This window comes from Pseudomonas sp. GXZC (genome assembly GCF_026967615.1).
In the GTDB taxonomy this organism is placed as follows: Bacteria; Pseudomonadota; Gammaproteobacteria; order Pseudomonadales; family Pseudomonadaceae; genus Aquipseudomonas; species Aquipseudomonas azotoformans_A.
Genome location: NZ_CP114115.1, coordinates 5,953,106 through 5,971,669, shown reverse-complemented (window position 1 = coordinate 5,971,669; position 18,564 = coordinate 5,953,106). Strand labels below are relative to the sequence as shown.

23 protein-coding genes are annotated in these 18,564 nt (G+C 60.7%); 12 read left to right on the top strand and 11 right to left on the bottom strand.

What is annotated here, in order from left to right:
* The first annotated feature begins 6 nt into the window (after nucleotides 1-6).
* The 3 genes from OZ428_RS28250 (at nucleotide 7) to OZ428_RS28240 (ending at nucleotide 2,292) form a co-directional block, all read left to right on the top strand.
* Nucleotides 7-471 carry a CreA family protein gene (locus tag OZ428_RS28250; RefSeq protein WP_015885841.1) on the top strand — a complete coding sequence of 155 codons (465 nt, stop codon included), beginning with the start codon at nucleotides 7-9 and terminating at the stop codon, nucleotides 469-471.
* Between the two features lie 101 nt (nucleotides 472-572).
* Complete coding sequence (locus OZ428_RS28245; RefSeq protein ID WP_071489177.1) at nucleotides 573-1,055, top strand: glutathione peroxidase; 483 nt, start codon at nucleotides 573-575, stop codon at nucleotides 1,053-1,055.
* A gap of 133 nt (nucleotides 1,056-1,188) precedes the next feature.
* Nucleotides 1,189-2,292 carry an NADH:flavin oxidoreductase gene (locus OZ428_RS28240; RefSeq protein WP_269131999.1) on the top strand — a complete coding sequence of 368 codons (1,104 nt, stop codon included), beginning with the start codon at nucleotides 1,189-1,191 and terminating at the stop codon, nucleotides 2,290-2,292.
* Here OZ428_RS28240 and OZ428_RS28235 read toward each other — a convergent pair.
* Both OZ428_RS28235 and cysZ read right to left on the bottom strand, forming a co-directional pair.
* Complete coding sequence (locus OZ428_RS28235; RefSeq protein WP_061434043.1) at nucleotides 2,261-3,463, bottom strand: glycosyltransferase family 4 protein; 1,203 nt, start codon at nucleotides 3,461-3,463, stop codon at nucleotides 2,261-2,263. The genes OZ428_RS28240 and OZ428_RS28235 overlap by 32 nt on opposite strands.
* Nucleotides 3,464-3,517: 54 nt before the next feature.
* The gene (gene cysZ, locus OZ428_RS28230; protein ID WP_033896192.1) at nucleotides 3,518-4,285 is read right to left on the bottom strand and encodes a sulfate transporter CysZ; all 768 of its coding nucleotides are present in this window, start codon (nucleotides 4,283-4,285) and stop codon (nucleotides 3,518-3,520) included.
* A 283-nt stretch (nucleotides 4,286-4,568) separates the two neighbouring features.
* Between cysZ and trxB the strand changes: the two genes are divergently transcribed.
* Nucleotides 4,569-5,531: a thioredoxin-disulfide reductase gene (gene trxB / locus OZ428_RS28225; RefSeq protein ID WP_010206474.1), complete on the top strand. Its 963-nt coding sequence runs from the start codon at nucleotides 4,569-4,571 to the stop codon at nucleotides 5,529-5,531.
* Nucleotides 5,532-5,587: 56 nt separating this feature from the next.
* Here trxB and OZ428_RS28220 read toward each other — a convergent pair whose 3' ends face one another.
* The 6 genes from OZ428_RS28220 to OZ428_RS28195 are packed head-to-tail and all read right to left on the bottom strand — an operon-like array spanning nucleotide 5,588 to nucleotide 8,516.
* Nucleotides 5,588-5,926: a HopJ type III effector protein gene (locus tag OZ428_RS28220; RefSeq protein ID WP_269131998.1), complete on the bottom strand. Its 339-nt coding sequence runs from the start codon at nucleotides 5,924-5,926 to the stop codon at nucleotides 5,588-5,590.
* The gene (locus OZ428_RS28215) at nucleotides 5,919-6,215 is read right to left on the bottom strand and encodes a DUF1244 domain-containing protein (RefSeq protein WP_010206472.1); all 297 of its coding nucleotides are present in this window, start codon (nucleotides 6,213-6,215) and stop codon (nucleotides 5,919-5,921) included. The genes OZ428_RS28220 and OZ428_RS28215 overlap by 8 nt, the downstream gene beginning before the upstream one ends.
* A gap of 23 nt (nucleotides 6,216-6,238) precedes the next feature.
* Nucleotides 6,239-6,610: a dihydroneopterin triphosphate 2'-epimerase gene (gene folX / locus OZ428_RS28210; protein ID WP_003176029.1), complete on the bottom strand. Its 372-nt coding sequence runs from the start codon at nucleotides 6,608-6,610 to the stop codon at nucleotides 6,239-6,241.
* A gap of 2 nt (nucleotides 6,611-6,612) precedes the next feature.
* The gene (gene folE, locus OZ428_RS28205; protein ID WP_033896195.1) at nucleotides 6,613-7,167 is read right to left on the bottom strand and encodes a GTP cyclohydrolase I FolE; all 555 of its coding nucleotides are present in this window, start codon (nucleotides 7,165-7,167) and stop codon (nucleotides 6,613-6,615) included.
* Between the two features lie 20 nt (nucleotides 7,168-7,187).
* Nucleotides 7,188-7,898: a dihydromonapterin reductase gene (folM, locus tag OZ428_RS28200; RefSeq protein ID WP_269131997.1), complete on the bottom strand. Its 711-nt coding sequence runs from the start codon at nucleotides 7,896-7,898 to the stop codon at nucleotides 7,188-7,190.
* Between the two features lie 57 nt (nucleotides 7,899-7,955).
* Nucleotides 7,956-8,516 (bottom strand): antibiotic biosynthesis monooxygenase, encoded by a 561-nt coding sequence (locus OZ428_RS28195; RefSeq protein ID WP_269131996.1) that lies wholly within the window; start codon nucleotides 8,514-8,516, stop codon nucleotides 7,956-7,958.
* Nucleotides 8,517-8,731: 215 nt separating this feature from the next.
* Between OZ428_RS28195 and OZ428_RS28190 the strand changes: the two genes are divergently transcribed.
* Nucleotides 8,732-9,682 (top strand): MerR family transcriptional regulator, encoded by a 951-nt coding sequence (locus tag OZ428_RS28190; RefSeq protein ID WP_269131995.1) that lies wholly within the window; start codon nucleotides 8,732-8,734, stop codon nucleotides 9,680-9,682.
* Between the two features lie 2 nt (nucleotides 9,683-9,684).
* Here the strand turns inward: OZ428_RS28190 and OZ428_RS28185 are convergent, their stop codons facing one another.
* Nucleotides 9,685-10,290 (bottom strand): hypothetical protein, encoded by a 606-nt coding sequence (locus OZ428_RS28185; protein ID WP_033896199.1) that lies wholly within the window; start codon nucleotides 10,288-10,290, stop codon nucleotides 9,685-9,687.
* A 58-nt stretch (nucleotides 10,291-10,348) separates the two neighbouring features.
* A complete protein-coding gene (locus OZ428_RS28180; protein ID WP_269131994.1) occupies nucleotides 10,349-10,816 on the bottom strand; it encodes a PAS domain-containing protein in 468 nt (155 codons plus the stop codon).
* Nucleotides 10,817-10,944: 128 nt separating this feature from the next.
* On the opposite strand from OZ428_RS28180, the gene OZ428_RS28175 reads away from it, so the two are divergent.
* On the top strand, nucleotides 10,945-11,400 hold the full coding sequence (locus OZ428_RS28175; protein WP_177002073.1) for a flavodoxin: 456 nt from the start codon (nucleotides 10,945-10,947) through the stop codon (nucleotides 11,398-11,400).
* On the opposite strand, the gene OZ428_RS28170 is transcribed toward OZ428_RS28175, so the two are convergent.
* Nucleotides 11,381-12,277: a LysR family transcriptional regulator gene (locus tag OZ428_RS28170; RefSeq protein WP_033896202.1), complete on the bottom strand. Its 897-nt coding sequence runs from the start codon at nucleotides 12,275-12,277 to the stop codon at nucleotides 11,381-11,383. The genes OZ428_RS28175 and OZ428_RS28170 overlap by 20 nt on opposite strands.
* Nucleotides 12,278-12,375: 98 nt before the next feature.
* On the opposite strand from OZ428_RS28170, the gene OZ428_RS28165 reads away from it, so the two are divergent.
* From OZ428_RS28165 to OZ428_RS28140, 6 genes are all read left to right on the top strand, one after another.
* On the top strand, nucleotides 12,376-12,747 hold the full coding sequence (locus OZ428_RS28165; RefSeq protein ID WP_033896203.1) for a CidA/LrgA family protein: 372 nt from the start codon (nucleotides 12,376-12,378) through the stop codon (nucleotides 12,745-12,747).
* The gene (locus OZ428_RS28160; protein WP_269131993.1) at nucleotides 12,737-13,423 is read left to right on the top strand and encodes an LrgB family protein; all 687 of its coding nucleotides are present in this window, start codon (nucleotides 12,737-12,739) and stop codon (nucleotides 13,421-13,423) included. The genes OZ428_RS28165 and OZ428_RS28160 overlap by 11 nt, the downstream gene beginning before the upstream one ends.
* Before the next feature lie 150 nt (nucleotides 13,424-13,573).
* Nucleotides 13,574-14,356, top strand: a complete 783-nt coding sequence (locus OZ428_RS28155) for a class II aldolase/adducin family protein (RefSeq protein ID WP_269131992.1) — start codon at nucleotides 13,574-13,576, stop codon at nucleotides 14,354-14,356.
* Nucleotides 14,356-15,258 carry an alpha/beta fold hydrolase gene (locus tag OZ428_RS28150; protein WP_033896206.1) on the top strand — a complete coding sequence of 301 codons (903 nt, stop codon included), beginning with the start codon at nucleotides 14,356-14,358 and terminating at the stop codon, nucleotides 15,256-15,258. The genes OZ428_RS28155 and OZ428_RS28150 overlap by 1 nt, the downstream gene beginning before the upstream one ends.
* A 117-nt stretch (nucleotides 15,259-15,375) precedes the next feature.
* Nucleotides 15,376-16,287: an SDR family oxidoreductase gene (locus OZ428_RS28145; protein ID WP_269131991.1), complete on the top strand. Its 912-nt coding sequence runs from the start codon at nucleotides 15,376-15,378 to the stop codon at nucleotides 16,285-16,287.
* Nucleotides 16,288-16,771: 484 nt separating this feature from the next.
* Complete coding sequence (locus OZ428_RS28140; protein ID WP_269131990.1) at nucleotides 16,772-18,562, top strand: DUF1302 domain-containing protein; 1,791 nt, start codon at nucleotides 16,772-16,774, stop codon at nucleotides 18,560-18,562.
* Nucleotides 18,563-18,564 lie beyond the last annotated feature (2 nt).

Here is an 18,564-nt window from a genome sequence, read left to right as displayed (position 1 = left end):
TACACCATGCGTGTCATGAAGGGATTGCTCGGCCTGCTGTTGGCCATGCCATTGTTGGCCTCTGCTGAAGAAATCGGCCAGGTGTCGACGGTGTTCAAGTTTGTCGGCCCCAACGACCGGATTGTGGTTGAAGCCTTCGATGACCCCAAGGTCGACGGCGTGACCTGCTACCTGTCCCGCGCCAAGACCGGCGGCGTCAAAGGCGGCCTCGGGCTGGCTGAAGACCGCGCCGAAGCCTCGATTGCTTGCCGTCAGGTCGGCCCGATCCGCTTCAAGGGCGAACTCAAGGACGGCGACGAAGTGTTCAAGGAGCGCACCTCCCTGGTGTTCAAGACCATGCAGGTGGTGCGCTTCCTCGACAAGAAGCGCAACACCCTGGTTTACCTGGTGTACAGCGACCGCCTGATCGAAGGCAGCCCGCAAAACGCCGTGACCGCCATTCCGATTTTGCCCTGGCCGACCGCTCAGTAACCTGCAGGCGGGTTTTGTAATCGGCGTCTATGATTGCAGGCTTGCGGGTTGTAATCTCGACGTGCCGCAATGCGAAGAACATGGGATATCTGGAGTTCGTCATGAGTGCTTTCCACGACCTGAAACTCAAAGCTTTGGACGGACAAGAACTGCCGCTGGCGCCCTTCAAGGGGCAAGTTGTGCTGGTGGTGAATGTGGCCTCCAAATGTGGTTTGACCCCGCAATACGCGGCGCTGGAAAACCTTTACCAGCAGTACAAGGACCAGGGGTTTACCGTGCTTGGCCTGCCGTGCAATCAGTTTGCAGGTCAGGAGCCGGGTACCGAAGAAGAGATCCAGGAATTCTGCAGCCTGAATTACGGGGTGACCTTCCCGCTGGGCAGTAAGCTTGAGGTCAATGGGCCTGATCGTCATCAGCTGTACCGCTTGCTGGCGGGCGAGGGTGCCGAGTTTCCAGGGGACATCACCTGGAATTTCGAGAAGTTCCTGCTGGGCAAGGATGGGCGAGTGCTCGCACGCTTTTCCCCGCGCACGGCGCCGGACGATCCGACGATCGTCCAGGCCATCGAAAAAGCCCTGAGCTGACCCCCCCCTCTGTAGGAGCCAGGCCGGCTCCTGCACTTTTACCCCTTAATCACCCAGATCAATAGTGCTACCCAGCACGCTGCGCTCCCCATATTATCCACATCATAAACCCCGACTTCCGTGGAGTGCCCCCATGCCCGTCCAAGCCTTGTTCAAACCCTTCCAGCTCGGTGCGTTGCAGCTGTCGACCCGTGTCGTCATGGCGCCGATGACCCGCTCGTTTTCGCCTGGCGGTGTCCCCAACTCCAAAGTCATCGAGTACTACCGTCGCCGCGCCGCTGCCGGCGTGGGCCTGATCATCACCGAAGGCACCGTGGTCGGCCACCAGGCCTCGAACGGTTACCCCAACGTCCCGCACTTCTACGGTGAAGCCGCCCTGGCTGGCTGGAAGAAAGTCGTCGACGCGGTACACGCCGAAGGCGGCAAGATCGTCCCGCAGCTGTGGCATGTGGGCAGCGTGCGCCGCATCGGCACCGAGCCGGATGCCAGCGTGCCAGCCTACGGTCCGATGGAAAAACTCAAGGATGGCAACGTGGTCGTGCACGGCATGACCCATCAAGACATCAAGGAGGTGATCAACGCCTTCGCCCAAGCCGCCAAGGATGCCCAGAGCATCGGTATGGATGGCGTTGAGATCCACGGCGCCCACGGCTATCTGGTCGATCAGTTCTTCTGGGAAGGTAGCAACCAGCGTACCGACGAATACGGCGGCAGCCTGGCCAGCCGCTCGCGCTTTGCCATCGAGCTGATCGAGGCCACCCGTGCCGCCGTCGGTCCGGACTTCCCGATCATCTTCCGCTTCTCTCAGTGGAAGCAGCAGGACTACACCGCGCGTCTGGTGCAAACCCCCGAGGCGCTGGGCGAGTTTCTCAAGCCGTTGTCTGAAGCGGGTGTGGATATTTTCCACTGCTCCACGCGCCGTTTCTGGGAGCCTGAATTCGAAGGTTCCGACCTCAACCTGGCCGGCTGGACGCGCCAACTCACCGGCAAGCCGACCATCACTGTGGGCAGTGTCGGCCTGGATGGCGAGTTCCTGCAGTTCATGGTCAACACCGACAAGGTCGCGCAACCGGCCAGCCTCGAGAAGCTGCTGGAGCGCCTGAACAACGATGAGTTCGACTTGGTGGCGGTAGGGCGTGCGCTGCTGGTCGATCCGGATTGGGCGTTGAAGGTGCGCGAAGGCCGCGAGGGCGACATCCTGCCCTTCAGTCGTGAGGCGTTGACGACCCTGGTGTAAGCGGCGACAGGGCGGGCACCGGGTGCCCGTCCTTGCAGACCCCGCGCAACTGGCGTTCGAATTGCTCGATGATCGCTGGCCAACCCTGGCGACTCGCATGCTGGCGCGCATTCAGGCGCATGCGGCGCAGGCTTTCGGCGTCCTCCAGCAGCCAGTTGGCCGCCTCGCAAAACGCGTTCTCATCCCCCGGCATCGCCAGCACGCCGTTGTAGCCATGGCGAATATGCTGCGTCGCCGCTGCCTGATCGTAGGCCACCACACCCAACCCCGACGCCATCGCTTCCAGCACCACATTGCCGAAGGTTTCGGTCAGGCTGGGGAACAGGAACACGTCGCCTGACGCGTAGTGCCGCGCCAGTTCCTCACCGCGCAAGGTGCCGCAGAAAATCGCCTCCGGCAGTTCTTTCTCCATCGTCGCGCGTTGCGGGCCATCACCGACGATGATCAGCTTCATCTGACGCAGAGGATAGGTGTCCTGCAAGGTCTCGAAGCAGCGCTTGAGCAACCCCAGGTTTTTTTCCTGGGCCAGCCGGCCCACATAGAGTACGGCGGTTTGCTCACTGTTCAGCGCCCAACTTTCCCGCAATGCATTGTCGCGTTTGGCCGGGTGGAACAACTGGCTGTCCACTCCGCGCGACAACATGCCCAGACGCTCGAAATGCTTGCGTTCCAGTTCCAGGCGCTGGCTGGCGCTGGGCACCAGGGTCAGGGTCGAGCGGTTATGGAACCAGCGCAGATAGTGAGTGACCATCCGGCTCAGCATACTCATGCCATATTGGTTCGAGTACTGCTGGAAGTTGGTGTGAAAACCGCTGACCACGCTGATCCCCAGGCGACGTGCGGCACGCAGCGCGGACAAACCTAGGGGTCCTTCCGTGGCGATGTACAGCACGTCCGGGCGCTGACGGGTCCAGCGCCGCAGCAATTTGTGCATCGACGACTGCCCCCATTGCAGGCCCGGATAACCTGGCAGCGGCCAGCCACGGCACAGCAGCAGGGCGTCGTCGCTGGGGCGGCTCTGGTCGACACCTTGGCGTGGGCGCACCAGCTCGACTTGATGACCGCGAGCGCGCAAACCCTCGCACAGGCGACCAAGGGTATTGGCCACCCCGTTGATCTCTGGCGGGAAGGTTTCGGTAATGAGGGTGATGTGAAGCGAGGCTGTCGTCATGACCCACAGTGTCGCCGTGGGCCATGTCGTCATTGTGTCATCGAGATGATGGATTTATGACTGGGTCACTTTTTGCTGCTGTGCCATTGCCTCGGCACCTTGTTCACGCACCCAGAACAACGTGGCGCCGGCCACCGCTGCCGGCATCATCAACAGGTTGACCACCGGCACCAGCAGCACCAGGTAGACAATCCCACCGAAGCTCATGCTCTGCCAGCGTTTCTGGCGCAGCCAGGCGAGCATCTCGTTCCAGCCCAGCTTGTGGTTATCCGCCGGGTAGTCGATGTACTGGATCGCCATCATCCACACGCCGAACAGCAACCACAGCGGGGCGGCGATCAGGTTGACCACGGGTATGAACGACAGGATAAACAGGCCGATGGCCCGTGGCAGGAAGTAGCCCAGCTTGCGCATCTCGCGGGCCAGGGTGCGCGGGACCATGGCGATCAACTCGCCCCAGCTGAAGGCCGGGAAATCATCGGTGCCGCGTACCACCACTTCCACTTTCTCCGAGAGAAAACCGTTGAAGGGCGCCGCGATGATGTTGGCCAGCATGGTGAACGTGAAAAACACCATCAACACCACCAACACGACAAACAGGGGCCAGAGCAGGTAGTTCAGAAAGCTCAGCCAAGTCGGCAGCGTCGGCATCAGATGATCGACCCATAAGCTGAACTGATGACCGGCGAAATAGATCAAGCCGACGAACAGCACCAGGTTGATCACCAGCGGCAGCAGCACAAACAGGCGCAGGCCGGGGCTCAGCACCAGTTTGAGGCCTTCACGCAGGTATTGCGGGCCGGAAAGAGCAGGGGCGGGCATGGAGAACTCCGAACAAAGTGACGAACGCGCCGACCTTACCGGCTTTGTTTAACAGGCGAAAGCGGCGACATCAGTGGTAACAAAGGTGTTGATCAACAGCGGTGACTGCATAGAGACCACCTATGAGCTGGATTGTTATTCCGTATTTCCTTAATCTTGCCCCCCTCGATACGCTGCACCCATTATTTTTCAGGGTCTGCGAGTTGAAGCCTTCCCCAAGTGCTTCGTGGTCCCTTTTTTATTCCAGCCGCCTTGTAGTCTGGGTGGTCGATAGGAGTGAGTCATGTCTGATACCCGTCATTCGCGAGTGATTATCCTGGGTTCCGGCCCTGCCGGTTACAGCGCTGCGGTCTACGCTGCCCGGGCCAACCTCAAGCCGCTGCTGATCACTGGCATGCAGGCGGGTGGTCAACTGACCACCACCACCGAAGTCGACAACTGGCCGGGCGACGTCCACGGCCTGACTGGCCCGGTGCTGATGGAGCGCATGAAAGAACACGCTGAACGTTTCGAAACCGAGATCGTGTTTGACCACATCAACCAGGTCGACTTCTCCAAGAAGCCTTACAGCCTGACCGGCGACAGCGGCGTGTACACCTGTGACGCGCTGATCATCGCCACCGGCGCCAGCGCCCGCTACCTGGGCCTGCCATCGGAAGAAGCGTTCATGGGCAAGGGCGTTTCCGCCTGCGCGACCTGCGATGGTTTCTTCTACCGCAACAAGCCAGTCGCCGTAGTCGGTGGCGGCAATACCGCTGTGGAAGAGGCACTGTACCTGGCCAACATCGCCAGCACCGTGACCCTGGTTCACCGCCGCGAGACCTTCCGCGCCGAGAAGATCCTGATCGACAAGCTGCACGCCCGTGTGGCTGAAGGCAAGATCATCCTTAAGCTCAACGCCACCCTGGACGAAGTCTTGGGCGACAACATGGGCGTGACCGGTGCCCGCCTGAAGAACAACGACGGTAGCTTCGACGAGCTGAAAGTCGACGGCGTGTTCATCGCTATCGGCCACACCCCGAACACTTCGCTGTTCGAAGGCGTGCTGGAAGCCAAAGACGGTTACTTGGTGGTGCAGGGTGGCCGCGAAGGCAACGCGACTGCCACCAACATCGAAGGCATCTTCGCTGCCGGTGACGTGGCCGACCACGTCTACCGCCAGGCCATTACCTCGGCCGGCGCCGGTTGCATGGCGGCACTGGATGCCGAGCGTTACCTCGACGGTTTGAAGGATGCGTCGTTCTAAATCGTTGAAATAAAAAAACCGGCTGAGAGGCCGGTTTTTTTATGTCCGCGATTTGATCAGCGACGGGTCAGCGGCAGTGCGCTGAATTTCACACCGGCCAAGCCATTCGCAATCAACGCACGGATATTGCCGTGATCGCTGCCCTCAGGCGTCGCCACTACCGAGCGGTAATGCTCGCCAAACGCCAGCAGTGCTTCCTGATCGCTCAGACCTTCCAGCAGCGCCAGGCCCAGGGTCTTGCATGACCCTTCGTTCTGCCCGGCAGCGTTTTCCACGTCGCCATTGGTAAAGGCTTGCGGCTGGTAGTCATAACCGGCAGCGACAAATGCCAGGGTGTCGGCAAAAACATGTTCGCCACTGTTGAGGCTGGTGCGCAGGGTGTTCAGATCAGTCATGGGTTTTTCCTTTGGCGAACGCCGCCTGTTGGTCGGCGCTGGCTTCTTTCTGGTATTGGGCTTTCCACTCGGCGTACGGCATGCCGTACACCACTTCACGGGCGTCATCGAGGCTCAGCTCGATCTGGCGCTCGTCGGCCTCCGCCTTGTACCACTTGGACAAGCAGTTGCGGCAGAAGCCCGAGAGGTTCATCAGGTCGATGTTCTGCACATCCTTGCGGCTGTCCAGGTGCGCCACCAATCGGCGGAAGGCGGCGGCTTCGAGTTCGAGGCGTTGTTGGTCGTTCATAGGGCTCACTGATAATTCAGGGGTTAGCGGCTGGCCGCCAAAGTAATCGAAACCGACTCCGCAAAGCGCAAGGCATGGGGCTTGTCCACTTCGACTTCGGCGTACAGCACCGACTCATTGCTCATCACCAGGTCCAGCAGCTCCTGGGTCAGGCGCTCCAGCAGGGCAAAGCGGTTGCCCTCGACGTGGGCGATGATCGCCTTGGTGATGGTGCGGTAGTTCAGCGCATGGTCAATGTCGTTGTCGCGCACGGCTTCCTGGGCGGCATACAGGATGGTCAGGTTGATCAGCACATCCTGCTTGTTGAGAATCTCGTCCTCGTTAATGCCGATATAGGTGCGCAGGCACAGGTCCTTGACCCGGATGCGCGCCATGCCTGGTTGAAGTTGTGGCATTGCTACTTGCTCCGTCCGATCAGTTGCAGGAACTCCATGCGCGTGGTGTTCGACTCGCGGAACGCGCCGAGCATCACCGAGGTGTTCATGGTTGAATTCTGTTTTTCCACGCCGCGCATCATCATGCACATGTGCTGGGCTTCGATCACCACGGCTACCCCGGCGGCCTGGGTCACGTCCTGGATCGCGTCGGCGATCTGTCGGGTGAGGTTTTCCTGAATCTGCAGGCGCCGGGCGAACATGTCGACGATGCGCGCCAGTTTCGACAGGCCCAGCACCTTGCCGGTGGGGATATAGGCCACATGGGCCTTGCCGATGAAGGGCAGCAGGTGGTGCTCGCACAACGAGTACAACTCGATGTCCTTGAGGATCACCATCTCGTCATTGTCGGAGGTGAACAGCGCACCGTTGACGATCGTTTCCAGGCTCTGCTCGTAGCCGTGACACAGGTACTGCATGGCCTTGGCGGCGCGCTTGGGGGTGTCGAGCAGGCCTTCGCGCTCCGGGTCTTCGCCCAGGCCTTTGAGGATCTCGCGGTAGTGATGGGGCAGGGTCATACAACATCCTCACAAACGGCTTACTTGATATGCCGCCCGCCGTTGACGGTCAGGGTGGTACCGGTGACATAGGGGTTATCCAGCAAATAGCGAACGCTCTGGTAGATCACCTCGGGGCCGGGTTCGATGCCCAGTGCCGACTTGGCCAGTACCTTGGCGCGGTAGGCTGCGTCGTCGCCGTCGTTGAACATCACCATCGCCGGAGCAATGCCATTGACCTTGATCGTCGGCGCGAACTGCGCGGCAAACGACAACGTGAGGCTGTCGAGGCCGGCCTTGGTGGCGCAATAGGCGATGTGCTGGCGGCTGCCCTTGCGCACCACGTCATCGCTGATGTGCACGATGTCGGCGGGTGTCGAGCGTTGCAGCAAGGGTGAACAATGCAGGTTGATCAGGTACGGCGCAAGCATGTGCACGCTGAACATGTTGGTAAAGGCGCGGCTTTCGTCATCGGGCGTTTCCGCGATCCAGGCCGAGGCGTTGTGAATGATCGCGCGCAGGCGTTGGGTATGGTTGTTCAGCTCAGCGATAAACGCCAGGATGCCGGCCTCGCTGGAGAAATCGGCAAACACCCCGATCGCTCCGCGCTCGCGCAGGGCCTGTACGCCGGGCCGTTCGCTGCGGTAGCTGAAAATCACCGGATGGCCTTCGTCCAGCAGGCGCTGGGCGCAATGCAGGCCGACCCGCTGGCCGGCGCCGGTGATCAGGATCGGGGCGTTTGTCGCAGTCATGTGAGGCTCGAGTCGCTGGCAGATTGAAACTATACCAGCGACCGAGCGCCCCTGTACTCAAGCAGCGGCTTCGCTGGCCTTGCGTGGGGTCGGGGCAGGGTGCAGCCAATTGGCCAACAGATGGGTCGACAGTGGGATGAACCAGTACACCATCAGTGGCGTAAGGGCCATGGTGCTGACCAGCACGCGTGGCGCCAGGTCGAGCTCGCTGAGCAGGGGCCCCAGGACAAAATTGAACAGCAGCGACACCGGGAAAAACGCCAGCCAGATCGCCACCGCCTGCTTCCAGCGTGGAGGGCGGGCGCCGACTGCGCCAAACCAGCCATCGATACCACGTACGCGGTGCTCGGACGGGTCGGCAAACAGCTCGCTGCCACGGCTCAACCAGGCGCTGCGGGAGGCCGAAAACTCCCAGGCATGCAGGGTCTTTTCATCGGCGAAGCGGAAAATGATCTGGAATTCATCATCGTTGGGCGGCGGCGCGAGGACACCTGAACCCAGGTAGCCGGGAAAGTCCGTGGCCAATTGCTCGCCTTCGCGCAGCCAGGCCATCAGTTCTTCGTAGCGACCCTTGGCCACGCGGCGCGCAACCATCAGGGTGACGGGAGAGGTAGACATTGTGTATCTCCAAATAAGCGAGTGCGCTGGGCCGGGTAGGCGGCACACAAACGAGGCTGCGGGGTGTTGCAGCGACGTAGAAAAAACAGGCAAGGATTATTCCTGTTTTAGCGAAATACACCAGATACTTTGGTCGGTTCGTCGTTCAGCTTGTGTCGATCCGCTGAAAAAGCGTTAAATGGGATCCAAATCGACACGGATGTTTTTGACCTCTGATGCCCGAAACCATTGCTCCTCAACGCGAAACGACTTCCGACAACGGCACCGTTTGCGACGATCTTTTCCCTATCCGCGAAGTCGCTCGGCTGACCGGCGTCAACCCGGTGACCTTGCGTGCCTGGGAACGGCGCTATGGCCTGATCCAACCCACCCGCACCGAAAGTGGGCATCGGTTGTACTCGCGCACAGACATCGACACTGTGCACCGGATTCTCGACTGGATTGAACGCGGCGTGGCGGTGAGCAAAGTGGGGCGGATCCTGGCGCGCGACGCGTTGCTCAGCGAACCGGATGCCGCCCTCGGCGCGGAAGTGGAATGGGAGCAATGGCGCGGGCAATTGCGCCAGGCAATCAGCGCATTCGATGACCGCCAATTGGACCGTTTGTACGGCCAGATCTTTTCCGCCTATCCCCTCGCCGTGGTGTTCCAGGACATTCTCATGCCGCTCTGGCAGGCATTGTTGCGTCACCAAGGCCGCTTCGGCCAGGCCAGCGAGTGGCTGTTCTTCGATAATTTCCTGCGCTCGCGTACCGCACAACGTTTGCAGATGGCCGCCGCCGCACCGCTGCCTCGAGTGTTGCTGGCCGCCGTAGCCGGGGAGTGCCGCGAGCTGGAGTTGCTGGTCGCGGGTTTGTTGATGTCTGGGGAAAAACAAGCGGTCAAGGTCTTGGGCGTGGGCCAGCCATTCGATGAGTTGACGCTGATCTGTGAAAAGACCCAACCGCGAGCCTTGGTGCTGTTTTCCAATCGCGCCCCCAGCAGCGAGCTGCCGTTGCGGCTCAAGCGTCTGGCGCTGACCCTGGATTGCCCGTTGTTCTTGGCCGGCGATGCAGCGGACTTGGCGCAGGAAAGCCTCGCCGGTTCATCCATTGGCTGCCTGGGGAATGAAGGCCGGTTGATGCAGCGCCGCTTGCAGCAATTTCTGGGTGGTGGCCTGGATACCTGATCTCAGGCGTGGACTTCAGGATGGACCAGGCGGTGCTGGTGCAGGATGAACTGGCGCAGGCGCTCGGTTTCGTCGACGTCGCCCTGGCTCAGCCGATAGGCGAACAGCCCGCGCGCGGTTTCTCGTTCGAAGGTTCCGCGCAACGCAATGCGCTCGTAACCTGAAGGACTGAACCACAGTGAAAAGGTTTTCGGCGGCTTGACCCGGCCCCGAATCTCCACCAGCACACCCTTGAACGACACCTCATGCACCCACAATGCACCCGGGGTGCCCTTGATATTTTCCAGTGCCACCGGGGTTTCCAGCGCCAGGCGCCAGGGGCGGATCATCGGCCCGTCCTCGAAAATACTTGGTACGCCCAGGCGCAGGTGAACCGCATGGAACTCATCTTCCACCAAGTGCAGCGGGAAGGTCAGTTGCTGGTTGTCGAATTGCGCCTGGAGGGTGACGTGGTCATGAGCGGCGAGCCGAGTCAGCAAGTCGCGAATCTGCGCACCGCCGTTGACGGTCAGGCTCGACGAGGCATCCCGCAGGTTCAGTTGCGGGTTGTGTTGCATGTTCTGAATGAAGTCCAGTTCATCCTGGGTCAGAAGCGCGTCACGTTGCATCGCTCGTGCTCATTAGAGGGTACTAAAATGCCATTATCCCCCCTAATGACCTCCTTACCTAAATTTTGTTAGATCCGCTCGTCGCCTTGAGCACCGCCAGTTCAGCCTTGAGCTGCGCCAGCTCGGTCTCCAGCTGGGTGACGCGCTGCTGGGCTTTGACTTGCAGGGTGACGTCCTTTTGCACACCGACGAAGTACGTCTGCTCGTCCGCTTCGTTGTACACCGACGATAGCGACAGCTCGTTCCAGAAGTGGCTGCCGTCCTTGCGGTAATTGCGCAGGATTTCCCGGCAGGCCCCGCCATTTTCCATCGCTTCCCGAATCGCCATCAGCGCAGGCTGGTCACGGTCGCCCGATTGCAGGAAACGGCAATCCTGATAGAGGATTTCATCCGGGGTGTAGCCGGTCATGCGTTCGAATGCTGGGTTGACGTAGATCAGTGGCTTGTCTTTACCTTCGCGCTCGGCGATGACGATACCGTCATTGGAGGCATTGACGACCAGTTGCATCAGCTTGGCATTAATCATTGAGCGGTCCATGGCTTGTTTTCGAGCCTGGAGTTTATGGCAACTGTCGAATGTTGCACGGGCTGCGCCGAAATAATTGCCCCAGCTGTTAATATCCCAGGCTTTCACTCAACTACAGGATCAGATTGATGAAAGTCGCCATCCTTTCCGGCTCGGTCTACGGCACCGCTGAAGAAGTCGCCCGCCACGCTGCCGATATTCTCAAGGCCGCCGGCTTCGAGGCCTGGCACAACCCCCGCGCCACGTTGGCGGATGTGCAAGCGTTCGGCCCCGAGGCGTTTCTGGCGGTGACGTCCACCACCGGCATGGGCGAGTTGCCTGACAACCTGCAGCCCCTGTATTCGATGATTCGCGATCAACTGCCTGCCGCCTGGCGTGGCCTGCCCGGTGCGGTGATCGGCCTGGGCGACGCCAGCTATGGCGATACCTTCTGCGGCGGTGGCGAGCAAATGCGCGAGCTGTTTGGTGAACTCGGCGTGCGCGAAGTGCTGCCGATGCTGCGCCTGGACGCCAGCGAAAGCGTCACCCCGGAAGCCGACGCTGAACCGTGGCTGGCTGAGTTGGTCACTGCACTGCGCGGCTGACCGGAAATTCCCGCAATAACGCCAGCCAGGCCTGGGCGGCTTTCGACAGATAGGCGCCCGCACGCCAGGTAAACGCAATGTCCCAGCGCAGGTCGTCGGGCGCCTTGAGCGTCAGGCGCACCACGCCCGGTCGCACCAGCCCACGGGCAACCACACTGGGCAACAGCACCACGCCCTGGCCCGCCGCGACCAGGGCGGCGAGGAAATCCGCCTGGCCGCTACGGCCGATTTCCCTCGGAGTGAAACCCACCTGCTGGCAAGCCTGGATCAACCGATCATTGAGCACAAAGCTGCGCTGGTACATCAGGAACGGCGTGTCCGCCAGTTCCTCCAGGCGCACCTGGGCGTTTTGCGCCAGCGGGTGATCCATCGGCAGCAGGGCGTCGAGCGGCTCATCGCAGAAGGCTTGCCGGGCGAAGGCTGGATCACTGGAATTCAGGCAGCCACCCACATCCAGTTCACCATTGAGAATGGCCTGTTCGATCGTGCGGCTGCCGCCTTCCAGCAGTTGGATGGTGACCTTCGGGTAGCGCCTGCGGTACTCGGCAAACAGCCCCGCAAACAACGTATCCCCCGCCAATAGCGGCAGGCCCAGGCGCAACTCGCCGCGGGCCAGTTGCTGCATGTCATCCAGCTCACTCAGCAACTCCGTCTGCAAGCGCAGCATGGCTTCAGCCCGTTGCAGCACCACTTCGCCGGCAGCGGTCAGGCGAATGTGTGAACCGGTGCGCTCCAACAGCGGTGTGCCCAGGCTTTGTTCCAGTTGCGCCACCTGTTTACTGACGGCAGATTGACTGATGTGCAGGGTTTTCCCCGCTTGGGTAAAACCGCCTCGGTGGATCACTTCGACAAAGCTGCGCAGCTGTTTGAATTCCATGATCAGGATTCCCATTTGGAATAGTTGGCAGTCTAACAATTCGCTGTGGGGATGGGGTGCGCGTCTCTAAAATGGAGGCCTGCGAGGAACCAAAGCCCATGAAACGTTTCACCCGTCTGTTGATTGAATTGGTCGTGCTGTTGGCCATTTACCTGCTCGGTTGCCAATTGGCCGTGTGGCTGGCGTGGCCGATCCCTGGCGGCGTGGTGGGGCTGGGCCTGCTGCTGGCAACCTTCGCCAGCGGCCTGGTCAAGCCGGCGGCCCTGCAATTGGGCGCCGGCGTGTTGATGGCTGAAATGTTGCTGTTCTTCATTCCTGCGCTGATGAGCCTGCTGGACTACGGCGGCCTGTTGCGCAATGACGGCTGGCGCATCCTGCTGGTGATTGGCTTCAGCACCTTGGCGGTGATGCTGGTGACCGCGTTCACCGTCGAACTGGTGTGCCGCTGGAGGCTGCGCCATGAAGCTTGAGCTGATGCCGGTGTTCTGGCTCGCCTTGACCTTGGGCGCGTATGTCTTCAGCCGGTGGATCTACAGTCGTACCGGACGTTACCTGTTGTCGCCGCTGATCCTGGTGCCGGTACTCTTGCTGGCCGTGGCGGTGCCGATGAACACCGCCTACGCGGAATACTCCGCTGACACCCATTGGTTGATGCTGGTGCTGGGCCCGGTGACCGTGGCCTTCGCGGTGCCGATCTGGCAGCAGCGCACGTTGCTGGCGCGTTACTGGTCGGCCTTGTTGCTGGGCATGATCGCCGGCAGCGTGGCCTCCATCGCCACCTCGTTCGGCCTGGCCAAAGCCTTGGCGTTGGACGCCTCGGTGACCATGTCCCTGGTGCCGCGCTCCATCACCACGCCGTTCGCCATGCCCGTGTCGTCCGACCTCGGTGGTGTGCCTGAACTGACGGCCGTGTTCGTGATGTTCACCGGCGTGTTCGGCGCCATGCTTGGCGGTGTGCTGCTCAAGTGGTTGCCATTGCGCACCCCCTTGGCGCGCGGCGCGTTGTTTGGGGTGGGTGCCCACGGTGCGGGCGTGAGCCGAGCACACGAAGTGGGCGGTGAAGAGGGCTCCGTCGCGGGCTTGGTGATGGTGCTGACGGGGCTGCTCAACCTGTTCGCCGCGCCTTTATTGGCGGCACTTCTCTGACGTCGCTTGGATGGATTTCAACTATTCTCAACGCTGACTCGTACGGTCATCAAGCTGGCTGCCAAGGCAACTACGGCGGCCACGACGTCTGACTAGACTGGCCCATCACTCAAAAAAACAATAAGAAAATGCGCCAAGGAGGTCGTTGCCGTGAGCCTAGCCCCCGTTCTATCGCCACAGAATGTCAAAGATCAGGTCAGCGCTGCCGAATGGCAGACCCGTGTCGACCTGGCTGCCTGCTATCGCCTGGTGGCGATGCATGGTTGGGATGACCTGATCTTCACCCACATCTCGGCCAAGGTGCCGGGCACTGATGATTTCCTGATCAACCCCTATGGGCTGATGTTCCATGAGATCACCGCGTCGAGCCTGGTCAAGGTTGATCAGGCCGGCAACAAGCTGATGGACAGCCCCTACGAGATCAATCCGGCGGGCTACACCATCCACAGCGCCATCCACGAAGTGCGCCACGACGTAACCTGCGTGCTGCACACCCACACCGCTGCCGGTGTTGCGGTGGCGGCGCAGAAGCAAGGCGTGTTGCCGATCAGCCAGCAGTCGATATTCGTGCTGTCGAGCCTGGCCTATCACGCCTACGAAGGTGTGGCACTGAATCACGAAGAGAAGGCCCGCCTGCAGGCCGATCTGGGCGACAACAATTTCCTCATGCTGCACAACCACGGCCTGCTGACCTGCGGCAGCACCATCGCCGACACCTTCCTGATGATGTTCACGTTCCAGCGCGCCTGCGACATCCAGGTGCTGGCGCAAAACGGTGGTGCAGAATTGATCAACATCGGCCCACAGATTCTCGCTGGCGCCAGGGCAATGGTGGCGGCTGTCACAAAGAGCACACAAGGTATGGGGGGCGCGCTGGCCTGGCCGGCGTTGCTGCGCAAGCTGGACACTCAAGACCCTGGGTATAGAAGCTGATGCCACTCGCCGAGATCCCGCTGAGAGCCTGGCGCAAACGCAGCCAGACGTTCGACTTCCACGGCCGCACCATCCGTTATTGGGTGGCGGGGCAGGGCGAACCGTTGCTGCTGATCCATGGCTTTCCCACCGCCAGCTGGGACTGGCACTACCTGTGGCAGCCCCTGGCCCAGCGCAACCTGGTGATTGCCTGCGACATGCTCGGTTTTGGTGACTCGGCCAAGCCACTCGATCACGGATACTGCCTGCTGGAGCAGGCGGATTTGCAACAAGCCCTGCTGGAACATCTGCGTGTGGAGCAGCCGGTGCATGTGCTGGCCCACGACTACGGTGACAGTGTCGCCCAGGAACTGCTGGCCCGGCACTACGAGAGTCGCTTTCAGATGGCCAGCTGCGTGTTTCTCAACGGCGGGCTGTTTCCCGAAACCCATCGCCCGGCATTGGTGCAAAAACTCTTGCTCAGCCCGCTGGGCTGGATGATCGGCCGTGCCTTTGGGCGCAATGCCCTGGCGAACAGTTTCAGCCAGATCTTCGGCCCCAACACTCGTCCCAGCGAAAGCGCCCTGGATGATTTCTGGAGTTTGATCGACTGCCATGAAGGCACGCGCATCCTGCACAAACTCATTGCCTACATCCCTCAACGCAGGCGTATGCGTGAGCGTTGGGTGGCGGCGATGCAACAGGATGAAGTGCCGCTGCGGGTGATCGATGGCGAGATCGACCCGATCTCCGGCGCTCATATGGTGGAGCGTTACCGCGAGTTGGTGCCCCACGCCGACACGGTGCTGCTGGCCAATATCGGCCACTACCCGCAGATCGAGGCGCCGGTTCAGGTGCTCAAGCACTACCTGGCGTTCCGTGATCGGATTGGGCAACCGGCACCACGATTGGCCTATTCCTGAGCTGACGATTATCCCCCAGCCTTATCGAGCACCATTCAGCCCTGGCCGGCTTTATTGTGACCAAAGCCCCCGTGCCTGACACTCGACCCATTCCCATTGTCGCCTTTGGAGTTCGGTATGAGTCAGTCAGTGCAGTTCCAGGATAAGGTCGTGATCGTCACCGGTGCCGGCGGCGGGTTGGGCCGGGCGCATGCGCTGCTGTTCGCCAAACATGGCGCCAAAGTGCTGGTCAACGATCTGGGCGGTTCCACCCAGGGCGAAGGCGCCAATGCTTCGGCTGCCGACCGTGTGGTGGCACAGATCCGCGAAGCCGGTGGTATCGCCGAAGCCAACCATCACTCTGTCACCGACGGTGACAAGATCGTGCAGAACGCCCTCGACGCCTTTGGCCGTATCGACGTGGTGGTCAACAACGCCGGCATCCTGCGCGACAAGACCTTCCACAAAATGGACGACAGCGACTGGGACCTGGTTTACCGGGTACATGTCGAAGGCGCCTACAAAGTCACCCGCGCCGCCTGGCCCCATCTGCGCGAGCAAGGTTATGGCCGGGTGATCTTCACTGCATCCACCTCGGGCATCTACGGCAACTTCGGCCAGTCCAACTACGGGATGGCCAAGCTGGGCTTGTATGGACTGACGCGCACCCTGGCGCTGGAGGGCCGCAAGAACAACATTCTGGTCAACGCCATCGCCCCAACCGGTGGCACGCGCATGACCGAAGGCTTGATCCCGCCCCAGGTGTTCGAGCGCCTCAAGCCGGAGTTGGTCAGCCCGTTGGTGGTGTACCTGGGCAGCGAGGCCTGTGAGGAAACCTCGGGGCTGTTTGAAGTGGGCGGCGGCTGGATCGGCAAGACCCGCTGGGAGCGTAGCCTGGGCGTGGGCTTTGATCCGCAAGCGGGCTTCTCGCCCGATGACGTGGCGGCGCATTGGCAGCAGATTTGCGACTTCGAAGGAGCGGCTCACCCCAAGGACAACATCGAGGCGTTGAAGGAGATGATGGCCAATTTGCAGAAATTCAGCCTGTGATCGTTGCTTGAAAAAGCTTGAATGCTACGGGGCGCTGAGGGCGCCCCGTTTTATTCCAGGCATAAAAAAGGCCGCTGCATAGGCAGCGGCCGAAGTAAGACGTTGGATCAAGGAGCGACAAATCAACGTCAGTGAACACCGGTAACAGACTGAAAACAGGCATCAATCCATATGAATCTGGCTTTTCTTCCGGTTGTGGAAGCGGGCCGTTTGCCCTGAAAGCCCGGTAAGAATAGCCGCTTGTAACAAAATGAGTAATGCCGATTCGTGACAAGGACTGTTGCGCAATCAGCAACAGTTGCGCGGTCCTCCATACATTCCCCTGATAACCCACCATCCACCCAATGCATGCCTGTGCCCGAAGCCCAGGCCAGAGCGCCCTGTCATCCTTTCGAGCGACAACACGAATCCCTCCTTGGTGCGCTTATCGCTCCTGATGGGCGGCAGTAGGGTGGGGCCTTCTGTCACTCACCGGGGAAGACGCATGACAAGAACAACAATGCGCGCCATCTTCAGGCCACAGGCGCTGGCCGCTGCGGTTGCGTTGGGGTGCTGTGCCCAGGCACAGGCTGTTTCATTCAACATTGGCGAGATCGAAGGCCAATTCGATTCCTCGCTGTCGGTGGGCGCGAGCTGGGGCATGCGCGACGCCGATAAAAAGCTGGTGGGCACCGTCAATGGCGGCACTGGCCAGGCGTCTACCGGGGATGACGGGCGCTTGAATTTCAAGAAGGGCGAGACCTTCTCCAAGATCTTCAAGGGTATTCACGACCTGGAACTCAAGTACGGCGACAGCGGCGTATTCGTGCGTGGCAAGTACTGGTACGACTTCGAGTTGCAGGATGAAGATCGCGAATTCAAGCAGATCAGCAATCACCACCGCGATGAGGGCGCACGTTCCTCCGGCTACGAATTGCTCGATGCCTTCGTCTATCACAACTATTCGATTGGCGACCAACCGGGCAACGTGCGCCTCGGCAAGCAAGTGGTCAGCTGGGGTGAAAGTACCTTCATCGGTAACTCCATCAACAGCATCAACCCCATCGACGTCTCAGCCTTCCGCCGCCCCGGTGCGGAAATCAAGGAAGGGCTGATTCCGGTGAACATGCTGTTCGCCTCCCAGAGCTTGACCAACCAACTGACAGTGGAAGGTTTTTACCAACTGAACTGGGAAAATACCGTACTGGATAATTGCGGCACATTCTTTGGTGGGGATGTGGCGGCCCATGGCTGTAATGACAACTACACGGTGGGCAACCCGGCGATTGCGCCGTTGCAGCCAGTGGCCGCCGCGTTTGGGCAAGGCTTTCAAGTGACCCGTGAAGGTGTGATCGTGCAGCGTGCACGGGATCGTGATGCCCGTGACAGTGGTCAGTTCGGTACGGCGTTGCGTTGGTTGGGGGATGACACCGAATACGGCCTGTACTTCATGAACTACCACAGCCGCACCCCGACGGTGGGCACCATCACCAACAATACAAGCCTGGCCAGGCTCGGTGCGATCTCCGGTGCAGCCAATGGTATCGCGCCCGGCTCGGGTGCAGGGCTGGTCCAGAGCCTGATGCTCGGTCGTGGCCAGTATTACCTCGACTACCCGGAAGACATCCGCCTGTTCGGTGCGAGCTTTTCCACCACCTTGCCTACCGGCACGGCGTGGACCGGCGAGATCAGCTATCGCCCCAATGCCCCGGTGCAACTCAACACCACAGACCTGACCCTGGCCTTGATCAACCCCGTCGCCGGCCAGACCGCCTCGCCAATCCGCAGCAACTTTGGCGACGACAACAAAGGCTATCGCCGCAAGGAAATCACCCAGATCCAAAGCACCATGACCCAGTTCTTCGATCAGGTGCTGGGCGCCGAACGCCTGACGCTGGTAGGCGAGGCTGCGTACGTGCATGTCGGTGGGCTGGAAGACAAATCCAAACTGCGCTACGGCCGCGACTCGGTCTACGGTGCCTATGGTTTCCAAGGTGACACCGATGGTTTCGTCACCGCCAATTCCTGGGGCTACCGCGCGCGGGCGATCCTTGACTACAACAACGCGATTTTCGGGGTGAACCTCAAGCCCAACCTGTCCTGGTCCCATGACGTGGCCGGCTATGGGCCCAACGGCCTGTTCAACAAAGGCGCCAAGGCCATCAGCATCGGCGTGGACGCGGACTACCGCAGCACCTACACCGCCAGCCTGAGCTACACCGACTTTTTCGGCGGCGACTACAACACCCTGACCGACCGCGACTTCCTCGCCCTCAGCTTCGGCGCGAACTTCTGATC